Annotated in this window: 22 protein-coding genes; 13 read left to right on the top strand and 9 right to left on the bottom strand. The window is 65.4% G+C overall.

The window, feature by feature from the left end; translation table 11 throughout:
- The first annotated feature begins 365 nt into the window (after nt 1-365).
- From OKW26_RS12675 to OKW26_RS12660, 4 genes are all read left to right on the top strand, one after another.
- The gene (locus tag OKW26_RS12675; protein WP_429353827.1) at nt 366-1,529 is read left to right on the top strand and encodes an MFS transporter; all 1,164 of its coding nucleotides are present in this window, start codon (nt 366-368) and stop codon (nt 1,527-1,529) included.
- Between the two features lie 95 nt (nt 1,530-1,624).
- Nucleotides 1,625-2,917: a chloride channel protein gene (locus OKW26_RS12670; protein WP_429354231.1), complete on the top strand. Its 1,293-nt coding sequence runs from the start codon at nt 1,625-1,627 to the stop codon at nt 2,915-2,917.
- A gap of 43 nt (nt 2,918-2,960) precedes the next feature.
- The gene (locus OKW26_RS12665; protein ID WP_429353826.1) at nt 2,961-3,620 is read left to right on the top strand and encodes a hypothetical protein; all 660 of its coding nucleotides are present in this window, start codon (nt 2,961-2,963) and stop codon (nt 3,618-3,620) included.
- A gap of 855 nt (nt 3,621-4,475) precedes the next feature.
- Nucleotides 4,476-5,189, top strand: coding sequence for a DUF4396 domain-containing protein (locus tag OKW26_RS12660; RefSeq protein WP_429353825.1), 714 nt, complete (start codon nt 4,476-4,478; stop codon nt 5,187-5,189).
- Nucleotides 5,190-5,584: 395 nt separating this feature from the next.
- On the opposite strand, the gene OKW26_RS12655 is transcribed toward OKW26_RS12660, so the two are convergent.
- Nucleotides 5,585-5,995 carry a hypothetical protein gene (locus OKW26_RS12655; protein WP_429353824.1) on the bottom strand — a complete coding sequence of 137 codons (411 nt, stop codon included), beginning with the start codon at nt 5,993-5,995 and terminating at the stop codon, nt 5,585-5,587.
- Nucleotides 5,996-6,073: 78 nt separating this feature from the next.
- Nucleotides 6,074-6,979, bottom strand: coding sequence for an NmrA family NAD(P)-binding protein (locus OKW26_RS12650; protein ID WP_184068905.1), 906 nt, complete (start codon nt 6,977-6,979; stop codon nt 6,074-6,076).
- A gap of 247 nt (nt 6,980-7,226) precedes the next feature.
- Between OKW26_RS12650 and OKW26_RS12645 the strand changes: the two genes are divergently transcribed.
- Nucleotides 7,227-8,138, top strand: a complete 912-nt coding sequence (locus OKW26_RS12645; protein WP_429353823.1) for a helix-turn-helix domain-containing protein — start codon at nt 7,227-7,229, stop codon at nt 8,136-8,138.
- Nucleotides 8,139-8,171: 33 nt separating this feature from the next.
- On the opposite strand, the gene OKW26_RS12640 is transcribed toward OKW26_RS12645, so the two are convergent.
- The 3 genes from OKW26_RS12640 to OKW26_RS12630 all read right to left on the bottom strand — a co-directional run bounded on the left by OKW26_RS12640 (nt 8,172) and on the right by OKW26_RS12630 (nt 10,422).
- Nucleotides 8,172-9,023: an anti-sigma factor family protein gene (locus OKW26_RS12640; protein ID WP_429353822.1), complete on the bottom strand. Its 852-nt coding sequence runs from the start codon at nt 9,021-9,023 to the stop codon at nt 8,172-8,174.
- Nucleotides 9,020-9,538 carry a sigma-70 family RNA polymerase sigma factor gene (locus tag OKW26_RS12635; RefSeq protein WP_018421072.1) on the bottom strand — a complete coding sequence of 173 codons (519 nt, stop codon included), beginning with the start codon at nt 9,536-9,538 and terminating at the stop codon, nt 9,020-9,022. The genes OKW26_RS12640 and OKW26_RS12635 overlap by 4 nt, the downstream gene beginning before the upstream one ends.
- 158 nt (nt 9,539-9,696) lie before the next feature.
- Nucleotides 9,697-10,422 (bottom strand): anti-sigma factor family protein, encoded by a 726-nt coding sequence (locus OKW26_RS12630; RefSeq protein WP_429353821.1) that lies wholly within the window; start codon nt 10,420-10,422, stop codon nt 9,697-9,699.
- Between the two features lie 166 nt (nt 10,423-10,588).
- Between OKW26_RS12630 and OKW26_RS12625 the strand changes: the two genes are divergently transcribed.
- The 8 genes from OKW26_RS12625 (at nt 10,589) to OKW26_RS12590 (ending at nt 22,797) form a co-directional block, all read left to right on the top strand.
- Complete coding sequence (locus tag OKW26_RS12625) at nt 10,589-10,861, top strand: DUF4148 domain-containing protein (RefSeq protein ID WP_429353820.1); 273 nt, start codon at nt 10,589-10,591, stop codon at nt 10,859-10,861.
- A 206-nt stretch (nt 10,862-11,067) separates the two neighbouring features.
- Nucleotides 11,068-12,123 carry a catalase family peroxidase gene (locus OKW26_RS12620; protein WP_429354230.1) on the top strand — a complete coding sequence of 352 codons (1,056 nt, stop codon included), beginning with the start codon at nt 11,068-11,070 and terminating at the stop codon, nt 12,121-12,123.
- Nucleotides 12,120-12,659, top strand: coding sequence for a cytochrome b (locus OKW26_RS12615; protein WP_429353819.1), 540 nt, complete (start codon nt 12,120-12,122; stop codon nt 12,657-12,659). The genes OKW26_RS12620 and OKW26_RS12615 overlap by 4 nt, the downstream gene beginning before the upstream one ends.
- Before the next feature lie 197 nt (nt 12,660-12,856).
- Nucleotides 12,857-16,363, top strand: a complete 3,507-nt coding sequence (locus OKW26_RS12610) for an SNF2-related protein (RefSeq protein WP_429353818.1) — start codon at nt 12,857-12,859, stop codon at nt 16,361-16,363.
- A 1,035-nt stretch (nt 16,364-17,398) separates the two neighbouring features.
- Nucleotides 17,399-18,139, top strand: a complete 741-nt coding sequence (locus tag OKW26_RS12605; RefSeq protein WP_429353817.1) for a response regulator transcription factor — start codon at nt 17,399-17,401, stop codon at nt 18,137-18,139.
- On the top strand, nt 18,136-19,587 hold the full coding sequence (locus OKW26_RS12600; RefSeq protein WP_429353816.1) for a FecR domain-containing protein: 1,452 nt from the start codon (nt 18,136-18,138) through the stop codon (nt 19,585-19,587). The genes OKW26_RS12605 and OKW26_RS12600 overlap by 4 nt, the downstream gene beginning before the upstream one ends.
- A 66-nt stretch (nt 19,588-19,653) precedes the next feature.
- Entirely contained in the window at nt 19,654-22,140 is a 2,487-nt protein-coding gene (locus OKW26_RS12595; protein WP_429353815.1) for a CHASE2 domain-containing protein, read from the top strand.
- A gap of 42 nt (nt 22,141-22,182) precedes the next feature.
- Nucleotides 22,183-22,797: a DUF4136 domain-containing protein gene (locus tag OKW26_RS12590; RefSeq protein ID WP_429353814.1), complete on the top strand. Its 615-nt coding sequence runs from the start codon at nt 22,183-22,185 to the stop codon at nt 22,795-22,797.
- Nucleotides 22,798-22,833: 36 nt separating this feature from the next.
- Here OKW26_RS12590 and bluB read toward each other — a convergent pair whose 3' ends face one another.
- The 4 genes from bluB to OKW26_RS12570 are packed head-to-tail and all read right to left on the bottom strand — an operon-like array spanning nt 22,834 to nt 25,866.
- The gene (gene bluB / locus OKW26_RS12585; protein ID WP_429353813.1) at nt 22,834-23,493 is read right to left on the bottom strand and encodes a 5,6-dimethylbenzimidazole synthase; all 660 of its coding nucleotides are present in this window, start codon (nt 23,491-23,493) and stop codon (nt 22,834-22,836) included.
- A complete protein-coding gene (locus tag OKW26_RS12580) occupies nt 23,477-24,829 on the bottom strand; it encodes a cobyrinate a,c-diamide synthase (protein ID WP_429353812.1) in 1,353 nt (450 codons plus the stop codon). The genes bluB and OKW26_RS12580 overlap by 17 nt, the downstream gene beginning before the upstream one ends.
- Nucleotides 24,830-24,832: 3 nt before the next feature.
- Nucleotides 24,833-25,435 carry a cob(I)yrinic acid a,c-diamide adenosyltransferase gene (cobO, locus tag OKW26_RS12575; protein WP_090805916.1) on the bottom strand — a complete coding sequence of 201 codons (603 nt, stop codon included), beginning with the start codon at nt 25,433-25,435 and terminating at the stop codon, nt 24,833-24,835.
- Nucleotides 25,432-25,866 carry a cobalamin biosynthesis protein gene (locus OKW26_RS12570; RefSeq protein WP_429354229.1) on the bottom strand — a complete coding sequence of 145 codons (435 nt, stop codon included), beginning with the start codon at nt 25,864-25,866 and terminating at the stop codon, nt 25,432-25,434. The genes cobO and OKW26_RS12570 overlap by 4 nt, the downstream gene beginning before the upstream one ends.
- Between the last annotated feature and the right edge of the window lie 37 nt (nt 25,867-25,903).

The raw sequence follows: 25,903 nt of genomic DNA, 5'->3' as shown, positions 1-25,903 counted from the left end.
GAGCGGGAGCCCTCGCGGCGCTCAGGGTTCCAATGACCGCCTGGGGATCGTTGAAGGCCGCATAAAAGAGCACGCCGTCCCAGATCACCAGGGTCTCAAGCAGCACGCCGGCGGGCTCACGGGCCGGGTTTTAAGTTTCGTTTAAGTTTTCGCGTCTAAATTCTGAAAAATGTCATGTCGTGCCATAATATTGCACCAGGCTTTCAGCGGGTGCGGCGCGGAATCGCGTGACTTCGACGTGTCCTCAGCTTGCCGGTCAAGCACGTCCGACTGCAGCATCGGCAGCTATCTTCACCCAGCGACTGCTGGGTTTTTTTTTACACGATATGAGCGCAACTTCCACATCGGCCACTTCCCGCTCGCGCATGAGTGCGCTCGAGCTGCGAGCGACGCTGTCGCTCGCAGCGATCTTTGCACTGCGCATGCTCGGTCTCTTCATGATCATGCCGGTGTTTTCGGTGTATGCGAAAACCATTCCCGGCGGCGACAATCTCCTGCTGGTCGGCATCGCGCTGGGGGCGTACGGCGTCACTCAATCGCTTTTCTATATCTTCTACGGCTGGGTTTCCGACAAGGTTGGCCGCAAGCCAGTTATCGCGACGGGTCTCGTAATATTTGCGATCGGCAGCTTCGTCGCCGCGGGGGCGCACGATATTGTGTGGATAATCGTCGGTCGCGTGATCCAGGGAATGGGCGCCGTTTCCTCCGCGGTGCTCGCTTTTATTGCCGACCTCACTGCCGAGCAGCACCGCACAAAAGCAATGGCGATGGTGGGTGCCTCGATCGGCATTTCTTTTGCGGTGGCGATCGTGGGTGCGCCTCTGGTGTTCCACTGGCTCGGGATGAGCGGCCTGTTCTCGCTGGTCGGCGCGCTCTCGATTCTCGCGGTGGGCGTCGTGATCTGGGTCGTGCCGGATTCGCCGAACCGGCCCGTCCACTTGCGGGCGCCATTTGCCGAAGTGCTCCACAACGTCGAGCTGCTGCGCCTGAACTTCGGCGTGCTCGTACTGCACGCCACGCAAACGGCGCTGTTCCTTGTGGTGCCTCGCCTGCTCGTCGACGCAGGGCTGCCGGTCTCGTTGCACTGGAAGGTCTATCTGCCGGTCATGGGTATTGCGTTCGTCATGATGGTGCCGGCCATCATTGCCGCGGAGAAGCGGGGGAAAATGAAGGCCGTGGTCGTCTCTGCAATCGGTCTGATCCTCATTGGCCAGCTATTGCTTGGCTCGCTCGAACATACACTCGTTATCGTGCCCGCCGTCCTGTTCGTGTATTTCCTCGGCTTTAACATCCTCGAAGCGTCGCAGCCCTCGCTCGTCTCGAAGCTCGCGCCGGGCGATCGGAAGGGTGCGGCCACGGGCGTATACAACACCACGCAGTCGATCGGCCTTGCCCTCGGCGGCGTGGTTGGCGGCTGGCTTCTAAAACACAATGGCGCGAACGCGGTGTTTTACGCGTGCTCCGGGCTCGTATTGTGCTGGCTCGCAATCGCGTTCAATATGAAGGTTCCGTCACCGCGGAAAGCCTGAGTCGCGCTTCTGGCGCGAAATGCAGCCGGTGAGGGCGTCGCCGGAGAAAACCCAGAAGAAAAACAGGGGAACAGATCGTGCGCATTCTCGCGCTGATGGACCGTCGAAAGCTGCAGCGCATCAACCGGTTATGGCTCCACTATGGCGTGTTCTGGTTGGGGGCGATCGCCGTAGGCCTGGTCGCGGTGCTTTACGCGAAGCTGATCGATTTCGGCTACGCGGTATTCCTTCGCTATGCGGCTGACCGGTTCTGGCTGCCTCTGATCGTGGCGCCCGCAACCGGCGCCGTTACGGTGTGGCTTACACGGCGCTTCTTTGACGGTTCCGAGGGCAGCGGTATCCCCCAGGTGATCGCCATGCTGCACGGGCCGAACGAACTCGGGCCACGGCTGCTTACACTGCGTATTCTCGTTGGAAAGATTCTGGTCTCGTTCCAGGCCCTGCTCGGTGGCTTTACCATCGGCCGCGAAGGTCCGACCATTCATGTTGGCGCCGCCCTGATGTTCAGCCTGAGGCGCTTTTACCCGAGGCGTTTTCTGGCGATCCGGCCGGGCGTGCTGGAGCGCAGACTCGCGCTCGCGGGTGCGGCCGCCGGTTTGTCGGCGGCATTCAATGCTCCGCTCGCAGGCGTGGTGTTCGCCATTGAGGAACTCATGCGCAGCTTCGAGGAGCGCGCGAGCGGCGTGCTGATCACGGCAATCATCTTCGCTGGCGTCGTTTCACTTGGGCTTCAGGGAAACTATGTGTATTTCGGCACGATCGATATCGGGTCGGGATTGCCCCGATGGATTAGCCTCGCCGTAGTGCTGATCGGTGTCCTTGCGGGCGCGCTAGGGGGATGCTTCTGCTGGCTGTTGCTCAACACGAAGCGCTGGATGCCCGAAGTTCTGCTCGAACTGCGCGTGAAGCGGCCTGTGCTATTCGGCGCGCTATGCGGCCTGGTCATTGCGGTCGTCGGCGTGAGCGCCAATGGCCATACATTTGGCAGCGGCTATGCCGAAGCGCGGAGCATGCTGGAAGGCAGCGCGCATGTCAGCGCGGCATACCCGCTCCTGAAGATGGTCTCGATGGTGGGGTCGTATCTGCCAGGCGCGCCCGGAGGCCTGTTCGCCCCGTCGCTCGCGATCGGGGCTGGCATCGGCAATACGGTTCACATGGCGTTCTCGCAGATCCAGCTTCCGATGCTCATCGCGCTCGGCATGGTCGGCTATCTGGCGGCGGTCACCCAGAGCCCAATCACGGCGTTCGTGATCGTCATCGAGATGATCAACGGGCACGCGCTCGTTATCTCGCTGATGGCCACGGCGCTCATCGCGAGTCGGGTCTCGCGCTTTTTTGCGCCACCGCTGTACGAGGCGCTCTCGGAGCGTTATCTGCGCAAGCCGTGAGGCAAAGGCGACGGTAGGTCGAACAGACATCGACGGAGTTCATATGGGGATCGCAGACAGAATCGAAAAGCGTCTATTGGGCATGGCGCGCGTGCTATCTCTCATCGCGCTAGTTGGCGCCATCCTGGCGATGATCGCATTAATGTTTGCGCTTGGCGTTCCGAGGACGGCAGCTGTTATCACAGATCCGCCCGTCAGCGCGAGCGAGGTACTCTCTTCGATAGCGGGTTCGGAGGCGGCCAACGACGGTCTGAAGATCGGCAGCGCGAACGGCAACGCCATGGCGGATGTCGCTGGCGCCGCGGGATTAATTATCCCCGCTCCGCTTAATGCCTTGTTGAACCAGAATAATGCAAGCCAACCGCTGCTCAAGGCGTGGCTCGAGCGTATTCCCCAAGCCGACCGACAGCAGTTCCTGGATGAACTGTCCGACGTCGTTGCGGCTGCCGGGCAGCACGCTGCTACGTGGGAATGGGACAACCGCGAGCGGTATGTTGCAGCGGCCATGGATCAGTATGCCCGTGTCAAGATTGGGCGGATTGATGCGGCCCAAAGCGCCGTTCAGGCGGCAGAGGGCAAAAACGCTCAGTTCGGTTCGTCGCTGGGAATTCTTCTCGCGTTGACAGGTTTCCTGACTTTGCTGCTACTGCTCACAGCGATCGAACGCAATACGCGTAATAGCGCGGTGAAAAGACAGGAATGAGCTGGCGCGACTTGTGATGGGATGCCGATGTAAGGTGTTTTCTGTTGCACCAGCTGTTCTGAACCGGCGCGACCTCTCGCCACTCGCACAGCGCGGGCCGGAGACGAACGCCGGATTAAAGTCGAGACAGGTGGCGCAGTCGCTCTTCTGACGGCAGAGTCGATCGCTCGACCTGCTGGTTTGATCTGTCGGCGCGTTTCGGAGGCCGCGCCAACGCGAGGCCAAACTCACTTCTTGCGATTCTGACCGATGGCCCGGGCAACGTGCCGAGCGGGAGATCACTGCGAACAGGAGCCTATCGACAGAGCAGTCCCTGGGTAGATAAGGGTCCAGGTCCGCATCGCGAAGCTCGCACAACTTACAGGTCTGCAGCCGTTAGCTTCGGGCGGCGACGCTGGCATGCGCGTCGCAGCACCGCAATGGGCACGTCGTGCGACGCAGGGTTCAGAGAAGGTCGGTTTCACAGAAACGATTGGAAAAACCCGATGGGCAATTGCGGAGGGCTATCTGATTGACGTTACGTGGTCAGAGCGCTGTCATCGTCGCTACTCTCTGATCGTCTTTTTCGCGCGCGGCGAAATATTGTCCGAGCTGCCCAGGATCGGCACGTTTCCCATGCGTTAAGCCTACATCGGTCGACGTTACAAGTGTTCACGACAAACGGTCCACGACAAACGACGTGCTTAACGATGCATCGCGACCGTTCGGTTGACGTGGAATCTCGCTTGGTCATCAGGAGACCCGTAACCCGGGCGTCTGCCCGAATCGAGCCGTTGTTCATCAGCCAATCTTGCAGAGCCGGAACGGCAGTTGCTCTTCTGTGCGCTATCGGTGCAAAGCCTTTCAAGACCAACGATGACTTACGGTACTTTTCCAGCCTGGCTCCATAGTCTGTCAATCACCTGGATTGTGTTAGGCGTGGTGTGTGCCGCCATCATTGTGACTGACGAGGTAAGACATCCGCAGAAGATGTGGATCATGAGCCTGGTTTGGCCGCTGACCACGCTATTCGGCACAGTTCTCTGGCTTGCTGCCTATTATGCATGGGGACGCAACGTGCTCGCCGCCGAAGCTGGCGATAAAACGCAACCGTTCACAGTGATCGTGATGAAAGGCACTAGTCATTGCGGCGCTGGTTGCACACTCGGCGACATTGTTGTCGAATGGTCAGCGTTTGCGTTTCCAGGGTTGGCGGTGTGGTTCGGATGGCACAGCGTATTCAACGAGAAAACTTTTGCCGTCTGGATCCCGGACTTCATGATCGCCTTTCTGCTAGGAATCGGTTTTCAGTACTTCACCATCAAGCCGATGCGCGACCTGTCAATTGGACAGGGCGTGATCGCTGCAGTCAAAGCGGATATTGCCTCGATAACCGCGTGGCAGATTGGCATGTATGGAGCAATGGCGATCATTCAGTTCCTATGGTTCAAGCCGGTTTTTGGCGGCATCGCGAACGTTACAAGTTGGGAGTTCTGGTTCGCCATGCAGATCGCCATGCTCGCGGGCTTCGTAACGAGCTACCCTGTGAACTGGTGGCTGATTCGTTCCGGTGTGAAGGAGAAGATGTAGACCAAACCCTCAGCGAAAAGGGCGCTGATGGCGACAGGCAAAATCGCAACTGACGTGAAGGCGGTCCCACAGGATGTGCGGCGATTGGATACTAGCTGCGTCCCAAACGCGTTCACCCGGACAAAACGTGCATTGTGATGGATGCCGGATGACCGTAGTAATCTGGACCTCACCCCCAATACAACCAACGTGCGACTTCACGCGCTCGTGAGTCCGCGGAGACGGGCAGGCGTCGAACAAACCTCAAGACCACCCGCCGGCCGACTCAGTTAGGCAAGTGGCGTGGTTGTACCTTAAAAGTCGTCGTTGTGGTCAGAGAAGCTCGAACCGTGGCTCAGGGTTGATCGCGTTGAAAAAGGCCGTGACCCGACTGTATCGCTGACGGTATCAACCTCTCAGTCAGTGGTCCGGCGTAAGCGTTGGCGTAGGTTTGTACGAGAAAGCTCGCCCGGGTCACTATTTCGACGAGAACGAGTAAACCGGCTCGATAAGAGGGTTGGTGGCGGCTTGCGGCGCGGTGCTTGCCACCAGCCCGGCACCTTCAGCGCCGCTTGACCCGCCCGCGGCTCATGACTGAGAACCTGGAACACGCCGAAATCGTCATTGCTGTCGGGAATCGCGGCGAGCAGGTTGGCAAGCGCGCGCCAGCCCATGAAGCTCGATAGCCTTATCGCTATGCGCAGCCAGCGCTCGGCGTGTGAGCTCGGGTGCGTTGACGGTGTTGACGCTACGCACTGCATCCGTCGCATTGCGTTTTTCGTTGATCTGGCGTCGATCGATGCGCGAAGCAACGGGCAGGTCTGCATGCTGTCTCTCCAGTGTTGAACGCCTTCGACGCTGTTCGCGCCGCGCCACGCCGTCCGCTTGCCCTACATCCACGCGGATCACCGCGCCGCCGCTGCCGTACCGGCCACGCCCGATAGCAGCGCCCTCAACACCTGTCGCAACGTGGTGGCGCCGAAGCGTCGCTCGCTGATATTCGCCTCGACGTCGATGCGTCCAGCGTTGTGCGCGTCGTACAGATCGACGATCAGTTGGGCGTGCCGCTCGCCGAGCCCGGCGCCGCGCAGCACGGCACTCCATTCGTCGCGCGGCACCCGGTGGGCGATAACCGGCCGCCCGGACAGTTCCGCCAAGGTACGCGCGACGTCGAGCGCGCTTACCCGCTCTTTCCCTTCGATACTGACCACCCGTGGCGTCGCGCGCGAAGGCCCTTCATCGAGCAGCAACTGCGCGGCAAGCTCGCCGACGTCCTGCGCCGCGACGGTCGGAAACAGCTTGTCGAGCGGATCATGCAGACTCGGCAGCGCGCCCCGGCCGAGCGCGACCGGCAGCACGCGTGCCCAGTTCTGCATGTGCTCGGCGGCGCGCAACAAGATCAGCGACGACGCGACGGTGCGCAACCGCGTTTCGAGGTAGTGGAACAGCGTCGTGATGCCGGTGCCATCCGCGTGCTCGGCGCCGTAGTCGGACAGCGCGAGGAGCCGCGGTGGCGCGCTGATGCGCAAAGCCACGACGCCCGCGTCGATGATGCGCCGCATCGCGGCCGCGGGATCGTCATGCGCTCGCGGCACCGGACAGAGCCATTGCACTGCCTGCGCGCCGTCGATCGCGCGCGCGACCAGCTGTGGGTCGTTCAGGTCGGCGATCGCGATCTCGCAGCCGATTGCCGCGAGCGCTTCGGCTTGCGTGGCGTCGCGCACCACCGCGCGTACCTGGCGGCCCGCGCGACGCAAGGCGGTTGCGCTCGCGTGTCCCACGTGACCGGTCGCTCCGAAAATGACGAACACGTTGTGCTCCTTTTGAGGATCGCTATGACGTGATGGTAGGGACGCGGTGCTCGCGAGGCGCTCAGATCTGGATGACTTTGCGCAGATCTGGATGATTTTTTACGCCGATGCCGCGCAGGTCGCCCAGGTCGCGCGAGTCGCGTTGGCTGTTCGCGAGCTACGAAATTCCGTCACGCCGGCGAACCTGCCAAAAACGCCGCACAATGCAGGCATCTCGCCGTCATTCAGCTCACTCAGGAGACAAGCGATGAACGCCGTCACCCCGATGCCCGCGCCTGCGCCGCACAGCGGCTCGCGCATCGCCGTGCGCACGAGCAGGGCGCTTGGCTGGCAAGGCTTCGGTGCGGAGCTGCTCAACGTGTCGGCCGGTTTGCATCGGATGCCCGCGTTTCGCCATCATCGCGTGGGCGTGCACGTTGGTGCGCCGGTGACTGCGCGCTGTCTGTGCGATGCGCGCCGCCACACGCGGATTCAGGCGCACGGCGACGCCGACGTGATCCCCGCGGGGCTCGAAGGTCAGTGGAACGATGACGCCGCCTGCACGATTTTCAGCGTCTGGTTTGCCGAGGACTTCGCGCGACGGACGGTCGAGCAACTCGCGTTGAACTCGGCCGACGCGCAGCTGCGCCCGCGCTTCCAGATGCGCGATCCGCGCTTTCAGCATCTCGCCTGGGCGCTGCGCGCGGAGCTCGAAGCGGAGGATGCGTCCGATCCGCTCTACGCCGAAAGTCTGTGTACGGCGATGCTGGTGCGTCTGATCGGCGTCGAACCCATGCCGGGCAACCGGCGGCGTACGCTCGCGCCGCGCACGGCCGCACGTGTGATCGAGTTTATCGACGCGCATCTCGATCAGCGTCTGACGCTCGACGAGCTCGCCGCGCAGGCGCAACTGAGCGTGCCGCATTTCAAGGCGCTGTTTCGCGACACGCTCGGTGTGCCCGTGCATCAGTACGTGGTACAGCGCAGGGTCGAGCGCGCGCGAACGCTGCTGCTGCAGGGACGCCTCAGCGCAAGCCAGATCGCGCTCGAAACGGGCTTTGCGCATCAGAGCCATATGGCGCACTGGATGTTGCGTTTGCTCGGTGCAACGCCGCGTGAACTGCGCGGCGCCGCGCGCGATGACGCGGCCATGTCGGGGCAGGAGAGGACACGACGTTGATGCGCGAACCGCGCGGCGCGGAACCCATCCGCTTCAACCGGGCGCGGCCCCCGTCAACTGCGCATAGACATCATGCGCGAGCTGCAGCAGCTCCTTGCGATCGATCCCACCCGACACCGCATAGCCAAAATCGCCGTCGACCCAATAGAACACGTTGACGGGCCCCGCCTGATACAGCTTGAACGCGGTCGTATTCGCGTTCTCGCGACGATGCGAGATGCACAGCGTGACGCGCTCGCCGTTCGGTCCGCGATACATGAACTGCGCGGTCGGACCGTCGTCGCCGGGCAGCAGGCGGCCGCCCGACAGCATGAATCCGCTCTTCGACAGCATCGGCGGATGGACCTCGGTGCCGAGCCGGTTCGCGAGCCATTGGACGAAGTCCTGCTCGCGATCGGCGCTCATGTCGCCCGGCCGGTCGATCGCCGGCATGTAGACGACGTGCGCGAGCGCCGCCTGCCGCGCGAAGCCCTCGGCGCTGTCCGCGCTGACCGGACGATTTCCGGCTTGCGTTTCGGCCCCAGGGTCGGTTCGATCGATCGCAACCGGTGCAATCAGATCGTTCCTGTGCATGCCGATGCCCACGCCGAGCACGAGCGCCGCGGCCATGCCCGCGAACTGCGCGGCAAAACGCGGCCAGTTCGCGGCCGCTCGCGCGCGGCGCGGCACACCGGTCTGCAGACGCTTCGGCACGGGCTCGCTGAGCACGCGGTCGTAGCGCTCGTGAAGCAGACCATTGAGCGAAAAGTAATCGCTGACGCGCGCGGCCAGCTCCGGATTCTGTTCGAGCGCGCGCTCCACCTCGTCGCGCCGCTCGCCGGACAGCGTGCCGTCCACGTACGCGTGCAAGTCTTCTTCGCCGATCGGCATTTGCGGCTCGCTCATCGCACCACCTGTAATTTCGCACCGGGCTGGGCGCCCGCCATCAAAGCCCGCAGCCGTTCGCGTCCGCGCGAGAGCCGCGACATCACCGTGCCGATCGGAACGTTCAGCGCGAGCGCGACATCGGCATAGCTCATCTCCTCGAGACCGACCAGCAGCACCACCTCGCGCTGTTCGACCGGCAGCCGCTGCAACGCGTAGTCGAGGTCGCGCATTTCGAGCGAACGCGTCTGGCCCGACGGCACCGCGAGCTCGCTTTCGGCGATGCTGTCGTCGTCGACCGCGACGTGGACTGCGCGTGCCGACGCCTTGCGCGCCTGATTCGCGAAGACGTTGTGCATGATCGTGAACAGCCACGCGCGCAGATCGGTGCCCGGCTGGAACAGACGGGTGCGGCCGAGCGCGCGCTCGAGCGTGTCCTGCACGAGGTCGTCGGCGAGCTCCCGATTGTTGATCAGCGCCCGCGCATAGCGCCGCAGACGCGGCACATGCTCGATCAACTCGTCACGGACATCCATGGTTGATCCCGGTCAAGGGGCGTGGGGGTGGCATCGGCTTCACTCGCGTCGGTATCGATACGCGCCGGGCCGGTCGCGGAGGCTTCCGTCGCACGATGCGTTCGAACTGCAAACACCTGTCAGCGCATTTTATTCCGCGAGGGCCGCGCCCACCGGCGTCAGCGCGCGCTCATCACGTCGGCGGCGCGCATCAGGCCGTGGGTGCGCGCATTGCCCGCGACGACGAAACGCTGCCGCTGCGCGGTCCACGTCAACAGCCGCAGCTCGCCGATGCGGCGCGCGGCCCACTGCGGCTCTTCCCGCGCAAACGGCGCCGCGGCCGACAGCACGACCACCGGTTGCTGATCGCCGTTCAGATAGACGAGTTCGTCCGCGCGCTGCAATGGCCCGAGCCGCAGCACGCGTTGCTCGACGAGGCGCAGGCCGATCGCGCCGAGATCCGGCGCGGCTGGATCGACGCGCGTCGGCGATGCCGAGGAAAAGGGCCGTGCGGTGGCTTCGGCGAGCGCCATCACGGCGGCATTATCGAGCGCTCGTGCCGACACCTGAGTCGCCAGGAGCCAACCGCTGATGGCGCTCAGCATCAGCGCGAGCGCGACGAGCGCGACAAGCGTTCGGCGTGCGCGACCACCCGGTTGCGGGCGCATGCGCAGCGGGCGCGATCCGCCGAGGCGCCCAGGCGCGGGCTCCTCGGCGGTCTGAAACGTGGCCTGGATCTGTGCGTTCAAGCGGTCGTAAAAGGCGACACGCCGTGCTTCCGCCGGATGCTTGCCGAGATAGTCGCGCAGCGACGCGGCGCGCTCGGGCGTCAGCGTGCCGTCCGCATAGGCCTGGATGTCGTCTTCGGAGAGCGGAGCGCCGGAGGGGCGGTGAGTCGAGGTCATGATGACGCGCGGTCTTGATTGATGCTATCGGACGGCAAACACGGCGGCGGAGACATTTATTCCCCGCGCCGGCGATGTTTTTTTCACGCCGCGAATACAGGAATAAACGCTGCCCACCCGTGGTTCTCCCTGGTGCGAACCCGCACAACTCTCCAAGGAGTCGATCATGAAAAAGCTTTCGTTGGTTGCTTTGTCGTTCGTCGTTCTCGCCGCTTCGTCGAGCGCGTTTGCGCAGGGCAAGACACGCGCTCAGGTGTACCAGGAACTGATCGAGGCGCAGCAGAACGGTCTCGACTACATCACCGACGCGTCGTATCCCGATGTCAGTCCCGTGTTCGCACGTCAGGTCGAGCAGCGCAAGCAGGCGCTCGCCGCGCAAGCGGCGCTCGCCGCGAGCCACGTCGCGAACTCGGGAGCGCCGGCTGTTGGCACCCATTGAAGCAGCATCGGCCACTGGCGCGCGAATGGGTTTGAATGTGCGCGCCAGGGCCGGATGGAATAGACCGTAGCGAGGCGTGTTCGCCCGTACGTTGGTCGATGAGTCGATCGACCCATCGATCGAATCATCGATCCATCAGGCAAGGAGTTTCCGTGACACCACCCTTCGCACCCAAACCCAACCCCGCCGGCTCCGACCCGCGGCCGATCTGCGTGCCATGCCGGCTCGCCGCGATCGGCGCGGTCGCGCTCGCGCTCGCGGGCGGCTTCGCCTACACCGCGGGGTGGCTGACGCCCGCGCGTCTGACCGCCCCGCGCGTCATCGATACGTTCGAGGCGGTCGCGGGCCCGCATCCCGGCTATCGACGCAATCACGCCAAGGGCCTGTGCGTCGACGGCTATTTCGACAGCAACGGCAATGGCGCGGCGCTGTCGCACGCGGCAGTGTTCGCGCCGGGCCGCACGCCGGTGTCGGGTCGCTTCGCGGTGCCCGGCGGCAATCCGTCCGCGCCCGATACGAGCTCGCCGGTGCGCAGTCTCGCGCTGCAGTTCCGGCTTCGCGATGGCGAACAGTGGCGTACCGGCATGAACTCGACGCCGGTGTTCGCGGTGCATACGCCAGCGCAGTTCTATCAGCAATTGCTGGCCGCGAAGCCCGACCCTGCGACCGGCAAACCGGACCCCGCGAAGCTGAAGGCGTTCTACGCGGCCAATCCCGAGACGCAGCCGTTCCAGCGCTGGGTCAAGTCGCACGCGCCGTCGTCGAGCCTCGCGAACGCCGCATACTACGGCATCGACGCGTTTCTGTTTACCGATGCCCACGGCACGACGCGCGCCGTGCGCTGGGCCGTCGTGCCCGACACGCCTTACGCGCCGATCACCGCGGCGCAGCAGGCCGAAAAGAACTTCCTCGCCGCCGATCTCGACGAGCGTCTGCAACACGGACCGTTGCGCTGGCATCTGCTGTTGACCGTCGCGCAACCGGGCGACCCGACCAGCGACGCGACGCTGCAGTGGCCCGACGACCGCCAGCGCGTCGACGCGGGGACGCTCGTGATCGAACGCACCACGTCGCAGGAGGACGGCGCCTGCCGCGACATCAACTTCGATCCGACGATCGTGCCCGCCGGCATCGCGCCATCGGACGATCCGCTGCTCGCCGCGCGCTCTGCGGCCTACGCACAGTCGTTCCAACGCCGCACGCGCGAGGAGGCGCTGCATCCCGAGATCCATCGAACCCAGCCAAACGGAGAGCCTTCATGACGCGCACCCACACTCATTTCAGTCCGCTCGCGCGGCTGCTGCACTGGACGATGGCGCCGCTGATCGTCGCGATGCTGTTTATCGGCGTGGGCATGGTGGCGACGGTATCGCGTGCCCATGATGCGTTGGTCGCGCTGCATCGGCCGCTCGGCATCGCGTTGCTGCTGCTCGTGCTGGTGCGGCTCGCGGTGCGGGTGATGCGCGGCAGTCCGCCATTGCCCGCGCGCATGTCGAAGCCGCAACGAATCGCGGCGCATGCGTCGCACCTCGTGCTGTACGGGCTGATGCTCGCGATGCCGCTGATCGGCTGGGCGATGCTATCGGCGGCCGGCTATCCGGTCACGCTGTTCGGTCCGCTGCATCTGCCGCCGATCGCACCGCACAACGTCGCGCTGTTCGCGCTGCTGCGCGCGCTACATACGTGGCTCGCGTTCGCGTTGTTCGCGACGGTGCTGCTGCATCTGGCGGCGGCGTTGTTGCATGGGCTGATCCTGCGCGACGGAGTGTGGGGCAGCATGGCCCGCGGCGAACGCTGATATGGGTCGAACCGCGGCTTGACCGGGTTGCTCCCGAACTGTCCAGATCGCCCGCCCTGGCGATTTTCGTCCAACGCGTAAAATGGCCGGTTATCACTGGCAAATCGCAACTGGACAGAATCGGCCGGGCGTCGCGCGGCGCCCCGTCATGGTCCACGCGCGCTTGCCTTCGCCGGTTTGAACAGGAATGCACGCGGATGTCATCAGTTTTCTTCGATCGGGAAAGGATTGCGGAATGGCTCGGTGAGCGCACCGTCGCCAAGGCGCGCTCGGTGGGCGCGGTCAGCAACGTCAAATGGCAGGGAGACACGCTGTCGGGCGACGTGCAGGGCTCGCAGCCGGGGCCGTACCTGACGCGGGTTCGCTTTCGTACCGATGGCGGGTCGCCGTCGGCCGAAGGCAAATGCACGTGCCCGGTCGGCCGCAATTGCAAGCACGTCGCGGCGCTACTGCTCGCGGAACTCCACTACCACGACGAGATGGATCACATCACGCAGGTCGAGGACGGCAGTGACCCGGCGAGGTCGGAGGTGTTCATCGCGCGACGGATTACGGTGCCGGGCGCGCCGCCGGCGCCGTCACCGTCTCCATCTTCATCTCAAGGTGTGCGACCCGAACTGGTCAGCTGGCTCGAGCGTTTTCGCGCGCGCGCCCGCGTGGCCGACGCCGCCGGAAAAGACGCCGCCCGGCAGCTCGACGCCACGCGCAAGGAAACGCTCGCCTATCAGCTCAACTGGTCGCGTTTTCATATGCGCCACGAAGTCGTGCTGCATCGCGCGCGTTGCGACGCGGACGGCGTGATCGTCGAAGTCGGCGACAGCTGGGGCGACGTCGAAGGCGCGCTGCTCAGGCAGCCGCGCTTCGTGTCCGACGAAGACCTGTCGATCCTCCGCGGCCTATGGCTCGGTCGCTCGCGCGAGGACCTGGGCCAGTTCGTGCTGCGAGGCACGAGTGGCGCGGAAACGCTGCAGAAGCTGATCGCGACCGGGCGCCTGTTCTTCGACTTCGGGATCGCGCCGGGCCAGGCCGGACCGACGCCGCTCACGCGCGCCGCCGACCGCCTCGGGCGCATCGAATGGGAGCCGCTCGCCGACGAGCGCCTGCGCCCGGTACTGCGCACCGAACCGCGCGCGAGCATGGTGCTGCCGACCGAGCCGGTCTGGTACGTGGACGGCGTCGCCAACGAGGCGGGCGTCGTGCCACTGTCGCTGCCGTTCCAGCAACTGCCCGACTACCTCGCGATGCCGCCGATCTCGCTCGCCGAGGCGCCGCTCGTCGCGTCGGTGCTGCGCGAGATCGCTCCCGAGCTGCCGCTGCCGCCGACCCACGACGCGCCCGCGATTCGGGTGATCGACGTCGAACCGGTGCCGGTGCTGACGCTGAACAGCCATGCGCTGCCCGGCTCGGGGAAGGGCATCAAAACGGCGAAAACGGCGAAGGCCGCGAAGGCCGCGGAGCGCAAGTCCGCCGCGGTAGAACTGGCCGCCGCGAGCTTCGACTACGACGGTGTCAGCATCAACGCCGACAGCAGCGTGACGCTGGTGCCGTTGCCGGGCGGCGATGTGATTCACATCCGCCGGCGCTACGACGCCGAGAAAAAGCGTCTGCTGGAATTGCGCAAGACCGGTCTGCAAAAGGTGCCGACGCGCAACCTGCATGCGTCGCGTCTGTTGCCCGACACGATGCTCGGACTGCCCGACACCGACGCGTGGTCCGAGTTCGTCAACGACGCGGTGCCGGATCTGGTCGCGAAGGGCTGGCGCGTGACGATGGCGCCCGAGTTCCGCTACAACGTGATCGAGATCGACGCGATCGACGGCACCGCGCAGCAGGCCGGCGACGGCTGGTTCGATCTGGAGATGGGCATCCGCGTCGGCGAGCGCAACGTGCGGCTCGAACCGCTGCTGGCCGATCTGTTCCGGCGCGACCGGCGCTGGCTCTCCGGCGCGCTGGAGCGTATTCGAGACGACGAGCCGATCGAGCTGAAGACCGAGGAGAACAAGCGCCTGCGGTTGCGCGCCGATCGTCTGAAGCCGGTGGTGCGCGTGCTGGTCGATCTGTTCGATTCGCTCGGCGGCGCGCTTGCCGAAGGCGCGCCTCTGCGCGTGCCCGCGGTCGATGCAGGTCGCCTCGATGCGCTGCACGACACCGGCCGCTGGCAGTTCAGCGGCGACGATTCGATCCGCGAGCTCGCGCGCCGTCTGCAAGCCGGTCCGGGCCTGCGCGAAGTGCCGGTGCCGCGCGGGCTGAAGGCCGAGCTGCGCGGGTACCAGCACCAGGGCCTGAACTGGATGCAGTTCCTGCGCGAACAGGATCTGGCCGGCGTGCTCGCCGACGACATGGGCCTCGGCAAAACCGTGCAGACGCTCGCGCACGTTCTCGCCGAGAAGGAAGCGGGGCGGCTCACGCATCCCGCGCTGATCGTCGTGCCGACCACGCTCGTGCACAACTGGCGCGAGGAAGCGCGCCGCTTTGCGCCGGAGCTGAAAGTGCTGGTGCTGAACGGGCCGCAGAGAAAGGAGCGTTTCGAGCAGATCGGCGAAGCCGAGCTGATCCTGACCACTTATGCGCTGTTGTGGCGCGATCAGAAGGTGCTCGCCGAGCACGACTATCATCTGCTGATTCTCGATGAGGCGCAGTACGTGAAGAACGCGACCACCAAAGCCGCCCAGGCGATTCGCGGCTTGCGGGCGCGGCATCGGCTGTGCCTGACGGGCACGCCGCTCGAGAATCATCTCGGCGAGCTGTGGTCGCAATTCGATTTTCTGCTGCCGGGCTTTCTCGGCAGCCAGAAGGACTTCACGCGACGCTGGCGCAATCCGATCGAAAAGAACGGCGACGACGTGCGCCGCGCGTTGCTCGCGCGCCGCATCCGGCCGTTCATGCTGCGCCGTCGCAAGGACGAGGTCGCGAAGGAGCTGCCGCCGAAGACGACGATCGTGTGTCCGGTCGATCTCGAAGGCGCGCAGCGCGACCTGTACGAAACCGTGCGCACCGCGATGCAGCAGAAGGTGCGCGCGGCGGTCAGCGCGCAGGGGCTCGCGCGCAGCCACATCATCGTGCTCGATGCGTTGCTGAAGCTGCGCCAGGTGTGCTGCGATCCACGGCTCGTGCGCACCGCCAGCGGTATCGCGGACGGCGCTGCCACGGGCGGCGGCGAGCGCGCGATACGCTCGGCCAAGCTCGATCTGCTGCTGTCGATGCTGCCCGAGCTGATCGAGGAGGGACGCCGCGTGCTGCTGTTCTCGCAGTTCACCGGCATGCTCGCGTTGATCGCCGAGGCGCTCGACGAAGCCGCGATCCCGTACGTCATGCTGACGGGCGACACGGCCGATCGCGTGAGCCCGGTCGAGCGGTTCCAGCAGGGCGAGGTGCCGCTGTTCCTGATCAGCCTGAAGGCCGGCGGCGTGGGGCTGAACCTGACCGCCGCCGACACGGTGATCCACTACGACCCGTGGTGGAACCCGGCCGCCGAGAACCAGGCGACCGACCGCGCGCATCGGCTGGGACAGGACAAGCCGGTATTCGTGTACAAGTTGATCGCGGCCGGCAGCATCGAGGAAAAGATCGTCGCGTTGCAGGAGCACAAGGCCGGGCTCGCCGACAGCATTCTCGCGGAAGATGCGGCCGGCGCCGCAAAGTTCTCGGACGACGATCTCGACGCGCTGTTCGCGCCTATGCCGGACCTCGAAGGCGCGCGTTGAACGCGTGGGCAAGCGACCGAACGAGGCAACGCAGACGGGCCACGCAGACACGCAAGGGGGAAATCTGACGCGCCGCGGCAACGACAATCGGGGCCACACTGTAACAAAGCGTCTGTGTATGTAAATTACCGTCGATGGGACTTCAAACTCATACCAATTTCGAACTCGCGCTGTGTAAGGCTTGCGCGTCGCGCGCGCTGGTGCGGCGCGTAATAACTACTTCGCCAACGGTTACAAAGGAAGTTCTTTCATCTTGAGCACGGCTGTTCTTCCAGCTAACGTGACGTTACTCGTGCGGTTAGACCCCGGCGAGCGTGTGTAGTGTTTGTGGGCGGCGTTGCTTCGACAGGGGCAGCGCCGCATTTTTTTGCCGGCGACCCTAACGCTGCGCATCACCCGCTGACGGCCCGTCTCGCGGCGCGTGATCGCGTCGGCCAACAATGTGAAGCAGTCGAATGCCTCATGCAAAACGAGGGCTTTGAGTCGCTCGCCCGACCAGGCCGACTGCCTCGAATGACAACTCGACCGGGACAAAATCTAACAATGTTTAAACGATTTATTTTGAGATTATTCTTATACTGAACGCGCAATTGTTAAATAAGAGTACCTGAAAGGAATCTTAAAGCCGATAAGCGAGCATGGTCAAAAAGCCGCTCCAGCAAGGATCTTCCGTCCACAGTGTCGCTTCCTTCCGGCGCCGGCTAGTGGTGGCAGACCAGAAAAACCTGAAAAGCGCGTCAGCCATTCCTGATTAGGGTTTTTCGCGACGGATTGCCGGTACACGGCAAACGGGAAGAAAGAAGGTTTTCGATTATCATGATCTGCCCTGCATAATCGCTATGGAAATTACATTTATGCGCTGATTTCCGCTTCATGAAAGCAGCGTCATGGCGGGGGACGGCGAGGGACCATTAATCAGAAAGTAACAGCCGGAATTTTTTGGGAAGCCGGATCGGCGGTGCTGCGCCGTCATCCCGGTCGTCAGCCGGTATACCGGCCGTCAGCCATGAAGGCGCTGTTGCGTTGTGGGGTGTTATGAGAATTGCAGTCCTCGATGATGATTCGGCTCAGGCCGACCTTGTGTGTCAAACGCTGTCCGCCGCTGGACACGTCTGTCACGCGTATGGCGCAGGGCGCGAACTCGTGCGCCAGTTGCGTCGTCAGACGTTCGATCTGCTCGTGCTCGACTGGAACGTTCCCGACATGTCCGGCGAAGAAGTGCTTCGCTGGGTGCGCGAAAGCCTGTCCGAGCGCCTGCCGGTGCTGTTCATGACGAGCCGCGGCCGCGAAACCGACATCACTTCGATTCTGAATACCGGTGCCGACGACTATCTCGTCAAGCCCGTGTCGGGCGCCGTACTGCTCGCGCGGGTTGGTTCGCTGCTGCGGCGCGCGTATTACCTGAAGCCGCCGGCAACGAGGGAAGTATTCGGCGACTTCGAGTTCGACCTGAGCGTCAAGCACGTCGTGGTCCGCGGCACCCCGGTCTCCGTCACGCAGAAAGAGTTCGAACTCGCGCTGCTGCTGTTCCAGCATATGAGCCGGCCGTTGTCGCGCGCACACATTCTCGACGTGATCTGGAAGCAGGCCACGGACATCCCGTCGCGCACGATGGACACTCATGTGTCGATGTTGCGCAGCAAGCTCGGTCTGCGCCCCGAGCACGGTTATCGGCTCACGCCGATCTACGGCTATGGCTACCGCCTCGAACGGATCGAAACCGGCACACCACCGGCCGCCGACGACGAACCCACTGAAGAAGCGGGGCAAGCGTGACGGTCTGCGTGGATGGGGCGGCATCGGGCAGCGCCGCCATGCCCGGCCGCCGCGCCGCCGCGTGGCTTGCCGCGGCCTGTCTGATGGCAACGGGCGCGACCGGCTGGAGCGCGCTCGCGCACGCGCAGCCCGCGCGCGGCAAGACCGGAGCGAAGGCGTCGCCGGTCTACGCTTCGTACACGACGCACGAGGGCGACACGCTGTATGACATAGCCGCCCGCTACATGGCCGATCCGACCGACTGGGCGCTGTTGAGCAGCCTCAATCACGTGCCCGCGCCGCGCCGCATGGCGGCCGGCATCGTGCTGCGTTTGCCGTCCCGAAGGCTGCGCCAGGATCGGGACACGGCTCGCGTGATCGCGACCAGCGGTCCAGTCGAGCACGCGTTCGACTCAAGCCCCTATCTGCCGCTGAAAACCGGTGAAACGCTTGCCGAAGGCGATCGCTTGCGCACCGGCGCGAACGGGTTCGCGACGCTCGAGCTGCCCGGCGGCTCATACGTGACGGTCGCGCAGAACGGCGAACTCAATATCGAGAGACTGCGGCACGTCACGCTGACCGGCGTCGCCGATCGCGTCTTTGAGCTGCGCGCCGGCGAGGTCGAGAGCCAGGTCACGCATGCGAAGCGACGCGATGATCGCTTCCAGATCCGTTCACCTTCGGTGGTCGCCGGAGTGCGCGGCACGCGTTTTCGCGTCGATTACGACGGCGACACGCAAACCACCGCGGTGGCGGTGCTCGACGGCGCGGTCGGCGTCGATCCGGCCACGCAGCATGGCCAGAGCGCCGCGCCGGCGCCAGGCAGGCCGTTGCAGGCGTCCGAGCAGCTAGTCGAGGCAAGCTTCGGCAACGTCACGCACTCGGGCGGCGCGGTCGGCAGTCCGGTCCAGCTGTTGCCCGCACCCGCGCTCGCGCGGCCGGCGCGCGTGCAGGACGGCAAGAGCGTCGCGTTCGACGTCAACCCGGCCGAGCACGCGGTCGGCTATCGGCTGCAGATTTCGCACGACGCCGATCAACTGGACCTGGTGCGAGACCTGCGCGTGAGCGCGCCGCATGCCGACTTCGGCGATCTGCCCGACGGCACGTACTTCGTGCGCGTCGCGTCGACCGATAGCAACGGTCTCGACGGCCTGCCGAACGTGTACGCGTTCGAGCGCCGCCAGCTGGGGCTGGACGCTTCGGCCGCGCAGCGCGCGGGTAGCCGCGACTACGAGTTCCGCTGGTTCGTCAGCCGCAGCAACGTGCCGACCCGTTTCCGCTTCCTGCTCGCGAACACGGCCGAACTGAGCCATCCGGTAATCGATCGCCCCGATCTGCCGGGCGGCGAACTCGTGATCAGCGATCTGCCTCCGGGCGTCTACTACTGGACGATCGTCGCCGAGCAGTCCGACAACGGCCGCTTCTACGAAAAGAGCAGTCCGGTCCGCTCCTTTACGCTTGCGCGCTGACGCTGGTAGATTCTCGGGGCCGGCCTGCTGGCCGGTCCGTCCTTCCGTTCCCGACTACATCGTCCCGTGCCCGCCACTTCTACGCGAATGAGCCTCGATCCGCGCGCCCGTCTCGGACGGCGCGCCGGCCGGCGCTTTCTGATCGAATGGGTCAGCGTTGGCTGTCTCGGTCTCGTGGTGATCCTGCTGACGTCGTTCGGGCGCGTCGGCGCCGGCATCGATCTGCTGGTGTACGACCAGTTTCTGAAGCTGCGCGAGCAGCCGCGGCTGTCCGACATCGTCGTCGTCGAGATCGACAACGCGAGCATCGACGCACTCGGCCGCTGGCCGTGGCCGCGCAGCGTGCACGCGCGGCTGCTCGAGCAGATCGCCGCGGCCAGACCTGCCGCGGTGATCTACGACGTGCTGTTCACCGAGCCCAATGTCGACGACGCCCAGCTCGCCCACGCAATTGCGCTGAGCCCGACCTATCTGCCCGTGCTGCTGACGCCGCCCGATGCGAGCGGCAAGCGCACCGTCGATGAACCCGTCGCGCCGCTCGCGCAGGCTGCTGCCGGGCTCGGTCATATCAATTTCGAAGTGGACAGCGACGGCATCGTGCGCAGCGTCGCGCGCTTCCAGGGCGACGAGCGCTCGCGCTGGCCGCAACTGACGGTGCTCGTCGCCGACGCGGTCGAACACGGCAAGCTGCATCTGCGCGGCGGCCTGCCGCCGCGCCCCTCGAACGAGCCCGCACGCGGCAGCGACGGCGGCGGCGAAGAGCGCTTCCTGATTCCGTTCGGCCCGAACGCCGCGAACTACCCAAAGCTCAGTTTCGCCGACGTGCTCGCCGGCAAGGTGCCGGCCGATCAGTTGCGCGGGCGCATCGTCGTGATCGGCGTGACGGCGTCGGGTCTGTACGACCGCTTCGCGACACCGGTATCGGGCGAGCTCGGTCCGCTGCCCGGCGTCTACATCCACGCGAACGTGCTCGACACGCTGCTGAGGGGCCGCGAGATCCAGCCGGTCGCGCTGTGGGTCGTGTTCGCGGCGGCGCTCGGGCCGCTCGCCGCGCTGCTCGCCGGCTTCCTCGTACTGTCGCCGCGCCGCTCGTTGTTGCTGACCGGCGCGCTGGTGCTGCTCGCCGCGACCGGCAGCGCGCTGCTGCTGTACGGCGGCAGGCTGTGGATCTCGCCGGTGCCGGCGATCCTCGGCGTCGTGATCGTCTATCCGATCTGGAACTGGCGACGCCTCGAAATGACGATGGCGTATCTGCGCGGCGAACTGCAACGTCTCGCCGACGAGCCGCATCTGCTGCCCGAGACGCCGAAGCGCCGCCGCGAGTTCGGCGGCGACGTGCTCGCGCAGCACATGGCGCTGATGGCGCAGGCCGCGCAACGGGTGCAGGACATGAAGCGCTTCGTGTGGGGCAGCCTCGATAGCGTGCCGGAGCCGATTCTCGTCAGCGACGTGGCCGGCGTCGTGCTGATCGCGAATCACGCGGCGAAAGCGCATTTCGCTCGGCTAGGCGCGCCGATGCCCGAAGGCCAGCCGATGCAGAGCGTGCTCGGCGGTCTCACGCTCGTGAAGACGATCGATACCGGCGCGGCCACGGACAACGAGCGCAGTCTGTCCGCGCACGCGCACTGGCCGGCGCTCCTCGATCCGACGCGCGGCGAGTTCGCGGCGCTGATGGCGCAGGGCGTCGAGGTGCGCGACGCGAACGAGCGCGACCATCTGCTGCGCTATGCGACCTGCACCAACGCGCAGGGCGAGACGACCGGCTGGATCGCCGGTCTCGTCGACGTGTCGGCGCTCCATGCGGCCGAGCGTCAGCGCGAAGACGCGCTGCGGCTGCTGTCGCACGACATGCGCTCGCCGCAGGCGTCGATCATTGCGCTGGTCGAGATCGAGCGCGCGCGGACCGAGCCTGCGCTCGCGCGCAGCGTGCTGGAGCGCATCGAACGCTACGCGCAACGCGCGCTCACGCTTGCCGACGACTTCGTGCAACTGGCGCGCGCCGAATCGCAGGCCTATGTGCTCGAGCCGCTGAGTCTGACCGAACTCGTCATCGATGCGAGCGACGAGGTCTGGCCGCAGGCGCATGCGAAGCGCATCGCGCTGCATACGGAATCCGCCGACGACGCCGACGACGATCCCTGGATCTGCGCCGACCGCTCGCTGATGACACGCGCGCTCGTCAATATCCTGAACAATGCGGTCAAGTACAGTCCGCCCGACACGCGCATCGTATGCAGCTTCGCTGGCCAGCCGGCGGCAAAGCGCGCGGGCAGCGAGGCGCCGCGCGTGTCGTGCACGATCCGCGACCAGGGCTATGGCATTCCTGAGGAGCAGCAAGCGGGATTGTTCGAGCGCTTTCGCCGTTTTCACGAGGCGGAGCGGCCGGAAGTGGGCGGGGCGGGACTCGGCATGGCGTTCGTCAAAACCGTCGTCACGCGCCACGGTGGCAGCGTCGAAGTCGTCAGCGCGCCCGGCGAGGGGACGGCCTTCACGATCTGGCTGCCCGCGCTCGACGACGCGCCCCTCGACGAATCGATCGCACCGCGCGTCTGATGCGCCTTTGATGTATTCGATGTACTAGAGAGAAAACAAACAATGGCAAAGATCGCTCACCTCTGTGCCGCGCTGGCCGCGGCGAGCCTCACCGCTTGCGCGGGCCTGAGCGCCGACGTGCACACCGTCTCCGCTAACGGCGCCGACCACGCCGTTGCGCTGCAAGGCGAGCAGACCTATTCGCTCGCTCGCACGCAGCCTCAGGACGACAGCGTCGATCATCCGCAAGTCGAAAAGCTGTTGCGCGACGAGTTGGCGAAACACGGGTTCGTCGATACGGCGGGCAAGCCCGCGCATTATCTGCTGTCGATGGCGTATAGCACGCGGCCGGCGTCGATCGGCATCGGCGGTGAGGATTGCGCGCCCGCCGATTGCGGCGCGGGCAGCGACGGTCCAGGCGCGCTGTTGTTTGGGCGCAAGTATCAGCACGCGCTGACGCTGCGCTTTTTCGACTACGCGAGCGGCGCCGAGCGCTACAAGGTCGGCGCGGTGTTCATGGATCGCGACGCGGACCCGCTGCATGCACTGCCGTTGCTCGTGAAAACCGCGCTCGCGAAGCTGCCGTTCGACGCGCCGGCCGACTGGCGTGTGAAGCTCAGCATCGACAAGACGAGCGGTGTGCCTAACGTCGACTCGATGGAGCCGCTGCAGCGTTAAAACGCAGCCTCAGGTCGCCGGGGCCGCGAGTATCAGTTATTCCTGCGCCGGCTCGTCTTGCGGCCAGCGGTTTTCGAACACGCAATCGGCGAGCGGCAGACGGCTCGCCCAGCGCTGCGTTTCGAGCATCGGCTCGCTATAGAAGGCAGCGACGTGGCCGAGGCACAGAATCGCGACCGGCCGCGCGCCTTCCGGCATCCCCAGTAGCTGGTGCACCGCGTCGACATCGAATAGCGACACCCAACCAAGCCCGAGTCCTTCCGCGCGCGCGGCGAGCCACATGTTCTGGATCGCGCACGCGACCGACGCGAGATCCATCTCCGGCAGCGTGCGGCGGCCGAAGACGTGTCGCTCGCGCCCGTCCATCAACGCGATCACCAGCAGCTCCGCGCATTCGCGCATGCCTTCCACCTTCAGCTTCATGAACTCGTCGCGGCGCTTGCCGAGCGCATCGGCGGTGGCGAGCCGTTCGCGCTCGACGATGTCGCGCAAGCCCGTGCGCAGCGCCGCGTCGGTGATGCGCACGATGCGCCACGGCTGCATGTAGCCGACGCTCGGCGCGTGATGCGCCGCGTCGAGCAGACGCCGCAGCACCGCCGGATCGACCGGATCGGGCACGAAGTGGCGCATGTCGCGGCGTTCGTAAATCGCGCGATAGACCGCTTCGCGCTCGGAGTCGTCAAAAGGCTTCGCCATGAAAGAGGGCGGCCGTGAAAGCCGGGTTGGAGGGCCAGTAAGCGTGCATATAGGTTGCCACAATCGGGCCCACGCGGAACACCGCTTCGCCGGGCGTGTCGCTGTGCGCGCGCGTGGCGAAGCGCTGCGGCGCGAGCGGCGTCGCGAGCTTCGAGTAGTGGAACGTGTGGCCGGTCAGCGTGCCGTGGACGCCATCGATCTGCTGCATGCCGAGCGACGTGAAGCGCGTTTGCATCGTCGCGTGACCGGGCAGCAGGCCCAGCATCGGCGTGCTAGTGCCTTGCGCGTCGGTCAGCGTGTCGAGCAGATAGAGCATGCCGCCGCACTCGGCGACCACCGGTTTGTCCGCCTCGACGTGCGCGCGGATCGATGCCGCGCTGGTCGAGTTGCCCGCGAGCGTCGCCAGATGCAGCTCGGGATAGCCGCCCGGCAGATAGAGCGCGTGCGTGCCGGCGGGCAACGCTTCGTCGGCAAGCGGCGAGAAATAGCTGAGCCGCGCGCCGAGCGCTTCGAGCAGCGCGACGTTGGCCGGATAGATGAACGAGAACGCGGCGTCGCGCGCGATCGCGATGTGCTTGCCTTCGAGCAGACGCGGCAGCACTTCGGGCGAGGGCACGCCGAAATCGACCGGCGGCGGCAGTTCGGCGAGCGCGGTCGACGCGAGCGTATCCGCCGCGCGTTCCAGGCGCGCTTCGAGATCGTCGATTTCATCGGCCTGGTGTAGGCCGAGGTGGCGGTCGGGCAGCGTGATCTCGTCGCTCGCGGCGAGGTGGCCGCACCAGCGCAACTCGGGCGGCAGTGCTTCCTGCAACATCTGCGCGTGCCGAGCGGAGCCGACGCGATTCGCGAGCACGCCGTGGAACGGCAGTTGCGGCCTGAAGCGCGCAAGGCCGAACGCGAGCGCGCCGAAGGTCTGCGCCATCGCCTGCGCGGAAATCACCGCGAGCACCGGCACGCCGAACGTGGTCGCCAGATCGGCGCTGCTCGGCGTGCCGTCGAACAGGCCCATCACGCCTTCGATCAGGATCAGATCGGCTTCTTGCGCCGCCCGCGCGAGCAGGTTGCGGCATGCGCTTTCGCCGACCATCCACAGATCGAGCGACAGCACCGGCGCGCCGCTCGCGCGCGCGAGGATCATCGGATCGAGAAAATCCGGCCCGGTCTTGAACACGCGCACGCGACGTCCGAGCCGCCGGTGATAGCGCGCGAGACCGGCGGTGATCGTGGTTTTGCCTTGTCCCGACGCGGGCGCGCTGATGAACAGCGCGGGGCACGCCCCGAAGGAAGTCCCCTGGGGGGGCGCCCCGGACGAAGCCCCGTTGGGGGACGTCGACATCGCTCAGAACTCCACGCCGCGCTGCGCCTTCACACCTTGCTCGCGATACGGATGCTTGATCGCGCGCATTTCGGTGACGAGGTCGGCAGCTTCGATCAGCGCGTCCGGCGCATGGCGTCCGGTCACGACGACGTGCAACATCGGCGCACGCGCGTTGATCACCGCGAGCACTTCGTCGAGCGGCAGGTATTCGTACTTCAGCACGGTGTTCAGCTCGTCGAGGATCACCATCTGGTAGTCGCCGCTTTCGATCATCCGCCGCGCTTCGTTCCAGCCTTTGCGCGCGGTCGCCATGTCGGCCTCGCGGTTCTGCGTGTTCCACGTGTAGCCGTCGCCCATCGTGACGAAATCGCATTGCGCGATCGCGCCGAGGAAATCGCGCTCCGACGTATGCAGCGCGCCCTTGATGAACTGCACGACGCCGAGCCGCATGCCGTGGCCGAGCACCCGCACGGCCATGCCGAACGCGGCCGTGCTCTTGCCCTTGCCGGTGCCGGTGTTGACGATCAGCAGGCCTTTTTCGACGGTCGCGCCGGCCTGCTTCTTTTCGTGGCCTTCGCGGCGGCGTTCGGTCATGCGTTGATGCGATTCCGGATCGGTTTTCATCGAGGGTCCTGGTTTTGAGAGGCGGGATGGGATGGGGGCGCGTCGCTAAGGGCAGCGTTGTTCGCCGCTGCGATCGCCACCGTGATGCCGGCGTGCGCGGTCTTGCGTACGATTAGACGGGCGTTTTGTGCGGTTGTGGTGGAGTCCGGCGCCGTTGCCGCCAGCAGCGCGCACGGCTCGCACACACCATCGACACCGAGATGCGCGTGTGCCGCCGCCGACGGCGACGCGACCGGTACCGCGGCGATCTGCTCGCGGCTGAACAGTTGCAGCGGCAGTTGATGACGTGAGCAGAATTCGAGCAGACCGGCTTCGTTGGCTTTGGTGTCGATCGTCGCGATCGCGCGGATCTGCTCGAAGGCATTCGATCCGAGCGCTGCGCGCACGGCGGCTTCGATCTCAGCGGCTTCGCTGTGCAAGCGGCAACCGATGCCGACGCTCAGCGTTTTGATCGCGCGTCCGAGTCCG

Source organism: Paraburkholderia sp. 32, from assembly GCF_050435345.1.
Classification (GTDB): Bacteria; Pseudomonadota; Gammaproteobacteria; order Burkholderiales; family Burkholderiaceae; genus Paraburkholderia; species Paraburkholderia tuberum.
The sequence above is the reverse complement of the archived record's forward strand: the minus strand, read 5'-3'. Positions and strand labels throughout refer to the sequence as shown.

Bases quoted from the DNA above. Each gene is read 5' to 3' on its own strand.
- OKW26_RS12625 (WP_429353820.1), top strand. From the start codon at position 10,589: ATGAAAAAGCTTTCGTTGGTTGCTTTGTCGTTCGTCGTTCTCGCCGCT.
- OKW26_RS12655 (WP_429353824.1), bottom strand. From the start codon at position 5,995: ATGCAGACCTGCCCGTTGCTTCGCGCATCGATCGACGCCAGATCAACG.
- OKW26_RS12605 (WP_429353817.1), top strand. From the start codon at position 17,399: ATGAGAATTGCAGTCCTCGATGATGATTCGGCTCAGGCCGACCTTGTG.
- OKW26_RS12580 (WP_429353812.1), bottom strand. From the start codon at position 24,829: ATGTCGACGTCCCCCAACGGGGCTTCGTCCGGGGCGCCCCCCCAGGGG.
- OKW26_RS12665 (WP_429353826.1), top strand. From the start codon at position 2,961: ATGGGGATCGCAGACAGAATCGAAAAGCGTCTATTGGGCATGGCGCGC.
- OKW26_RS12660 (WP_429353825.1), top strand. From the start codon at position 4,476: ATGACTTACGGTACTTTTCCAGCCTGGCTCCATAGTCTGTCAATCACC.
- OKW26_RS12630 (WP_429353821.1), bottom strand. From the start codon at position 10,422: ATGACCTCGACTCACCGCCCCTCCGGCGCTCCGCTCTCCGAAGACGAC.
- OKW26_RS12670 (WP_429354231.1), top strand. From the start codon at position 1,625: ATGGACCGTCGAAAGCTGCAGCGCATCAACCGGTTATGGCTCCACTAT.
- OKW26_RS12635 (WP_018421072.1), bottom strand. From the start codon at position 9,538: ATGGATGTCCGTGACGAGTTGATCGAGCATGTGCCGCGTCTGCGGCGC.
- bluB (WP_429353813.1), bottom strand. From the start codon at position 23,493: ATGGCGAAGCCTTTTGACGACTCCGAGCGCGAAGCGGTCTATCGCGCG.
- OKW26_RS12590 (WP_429353814.1), top strand. From the start codon at position 22,183: ATGGCAAAGATCGCTCACCTCTGTGCCGCGCTGGCCGCGGCGAGCCTC.
- OKW26_RS12610 (WP_429353818.1), top strand. From the start codon at position 12,857: ATGTCATCAGTTTTCTTCGATCGGGAAAGGATTGCGGAATGGCTCGGT.
- OKW26_RS12645 (WP_429353823.1), top strand. From the start codon at position 7,227: ATGAACGCCGTCACCCCGATGCCCGCGCCTGCGCCGCACAGCGGCTCG.
- OKW26_RS12640 (WP_429353822.1), bottom strand. From the start codon at position 9,023: ATGAGCGAGCCGCAAATGCCGATCGGCGAAGAAGACTTGCACGCGTAC.
- OKW26_RS12615 (WP_429353819.1), top strand. From the start codon at position 12,120: ATGACGCGCACCCACACTCATTTCAGTCCGCTCGCGCGGCTGCTGCAC.
- OKW26_RS12675 (WP_429353827.1), top strand. From the start codon at position 366: ATGAGTGCGCTCGAGCTGCGAGCGACGCTGTCGCTCGCAGCGATCTTT.
- cobO (WP_090805916.1), bottom strand. From the start codon at position 25,435: ATGAAAACCGATCCGGAATCGCATCAACGCATGACCGAACGCCGCCGC.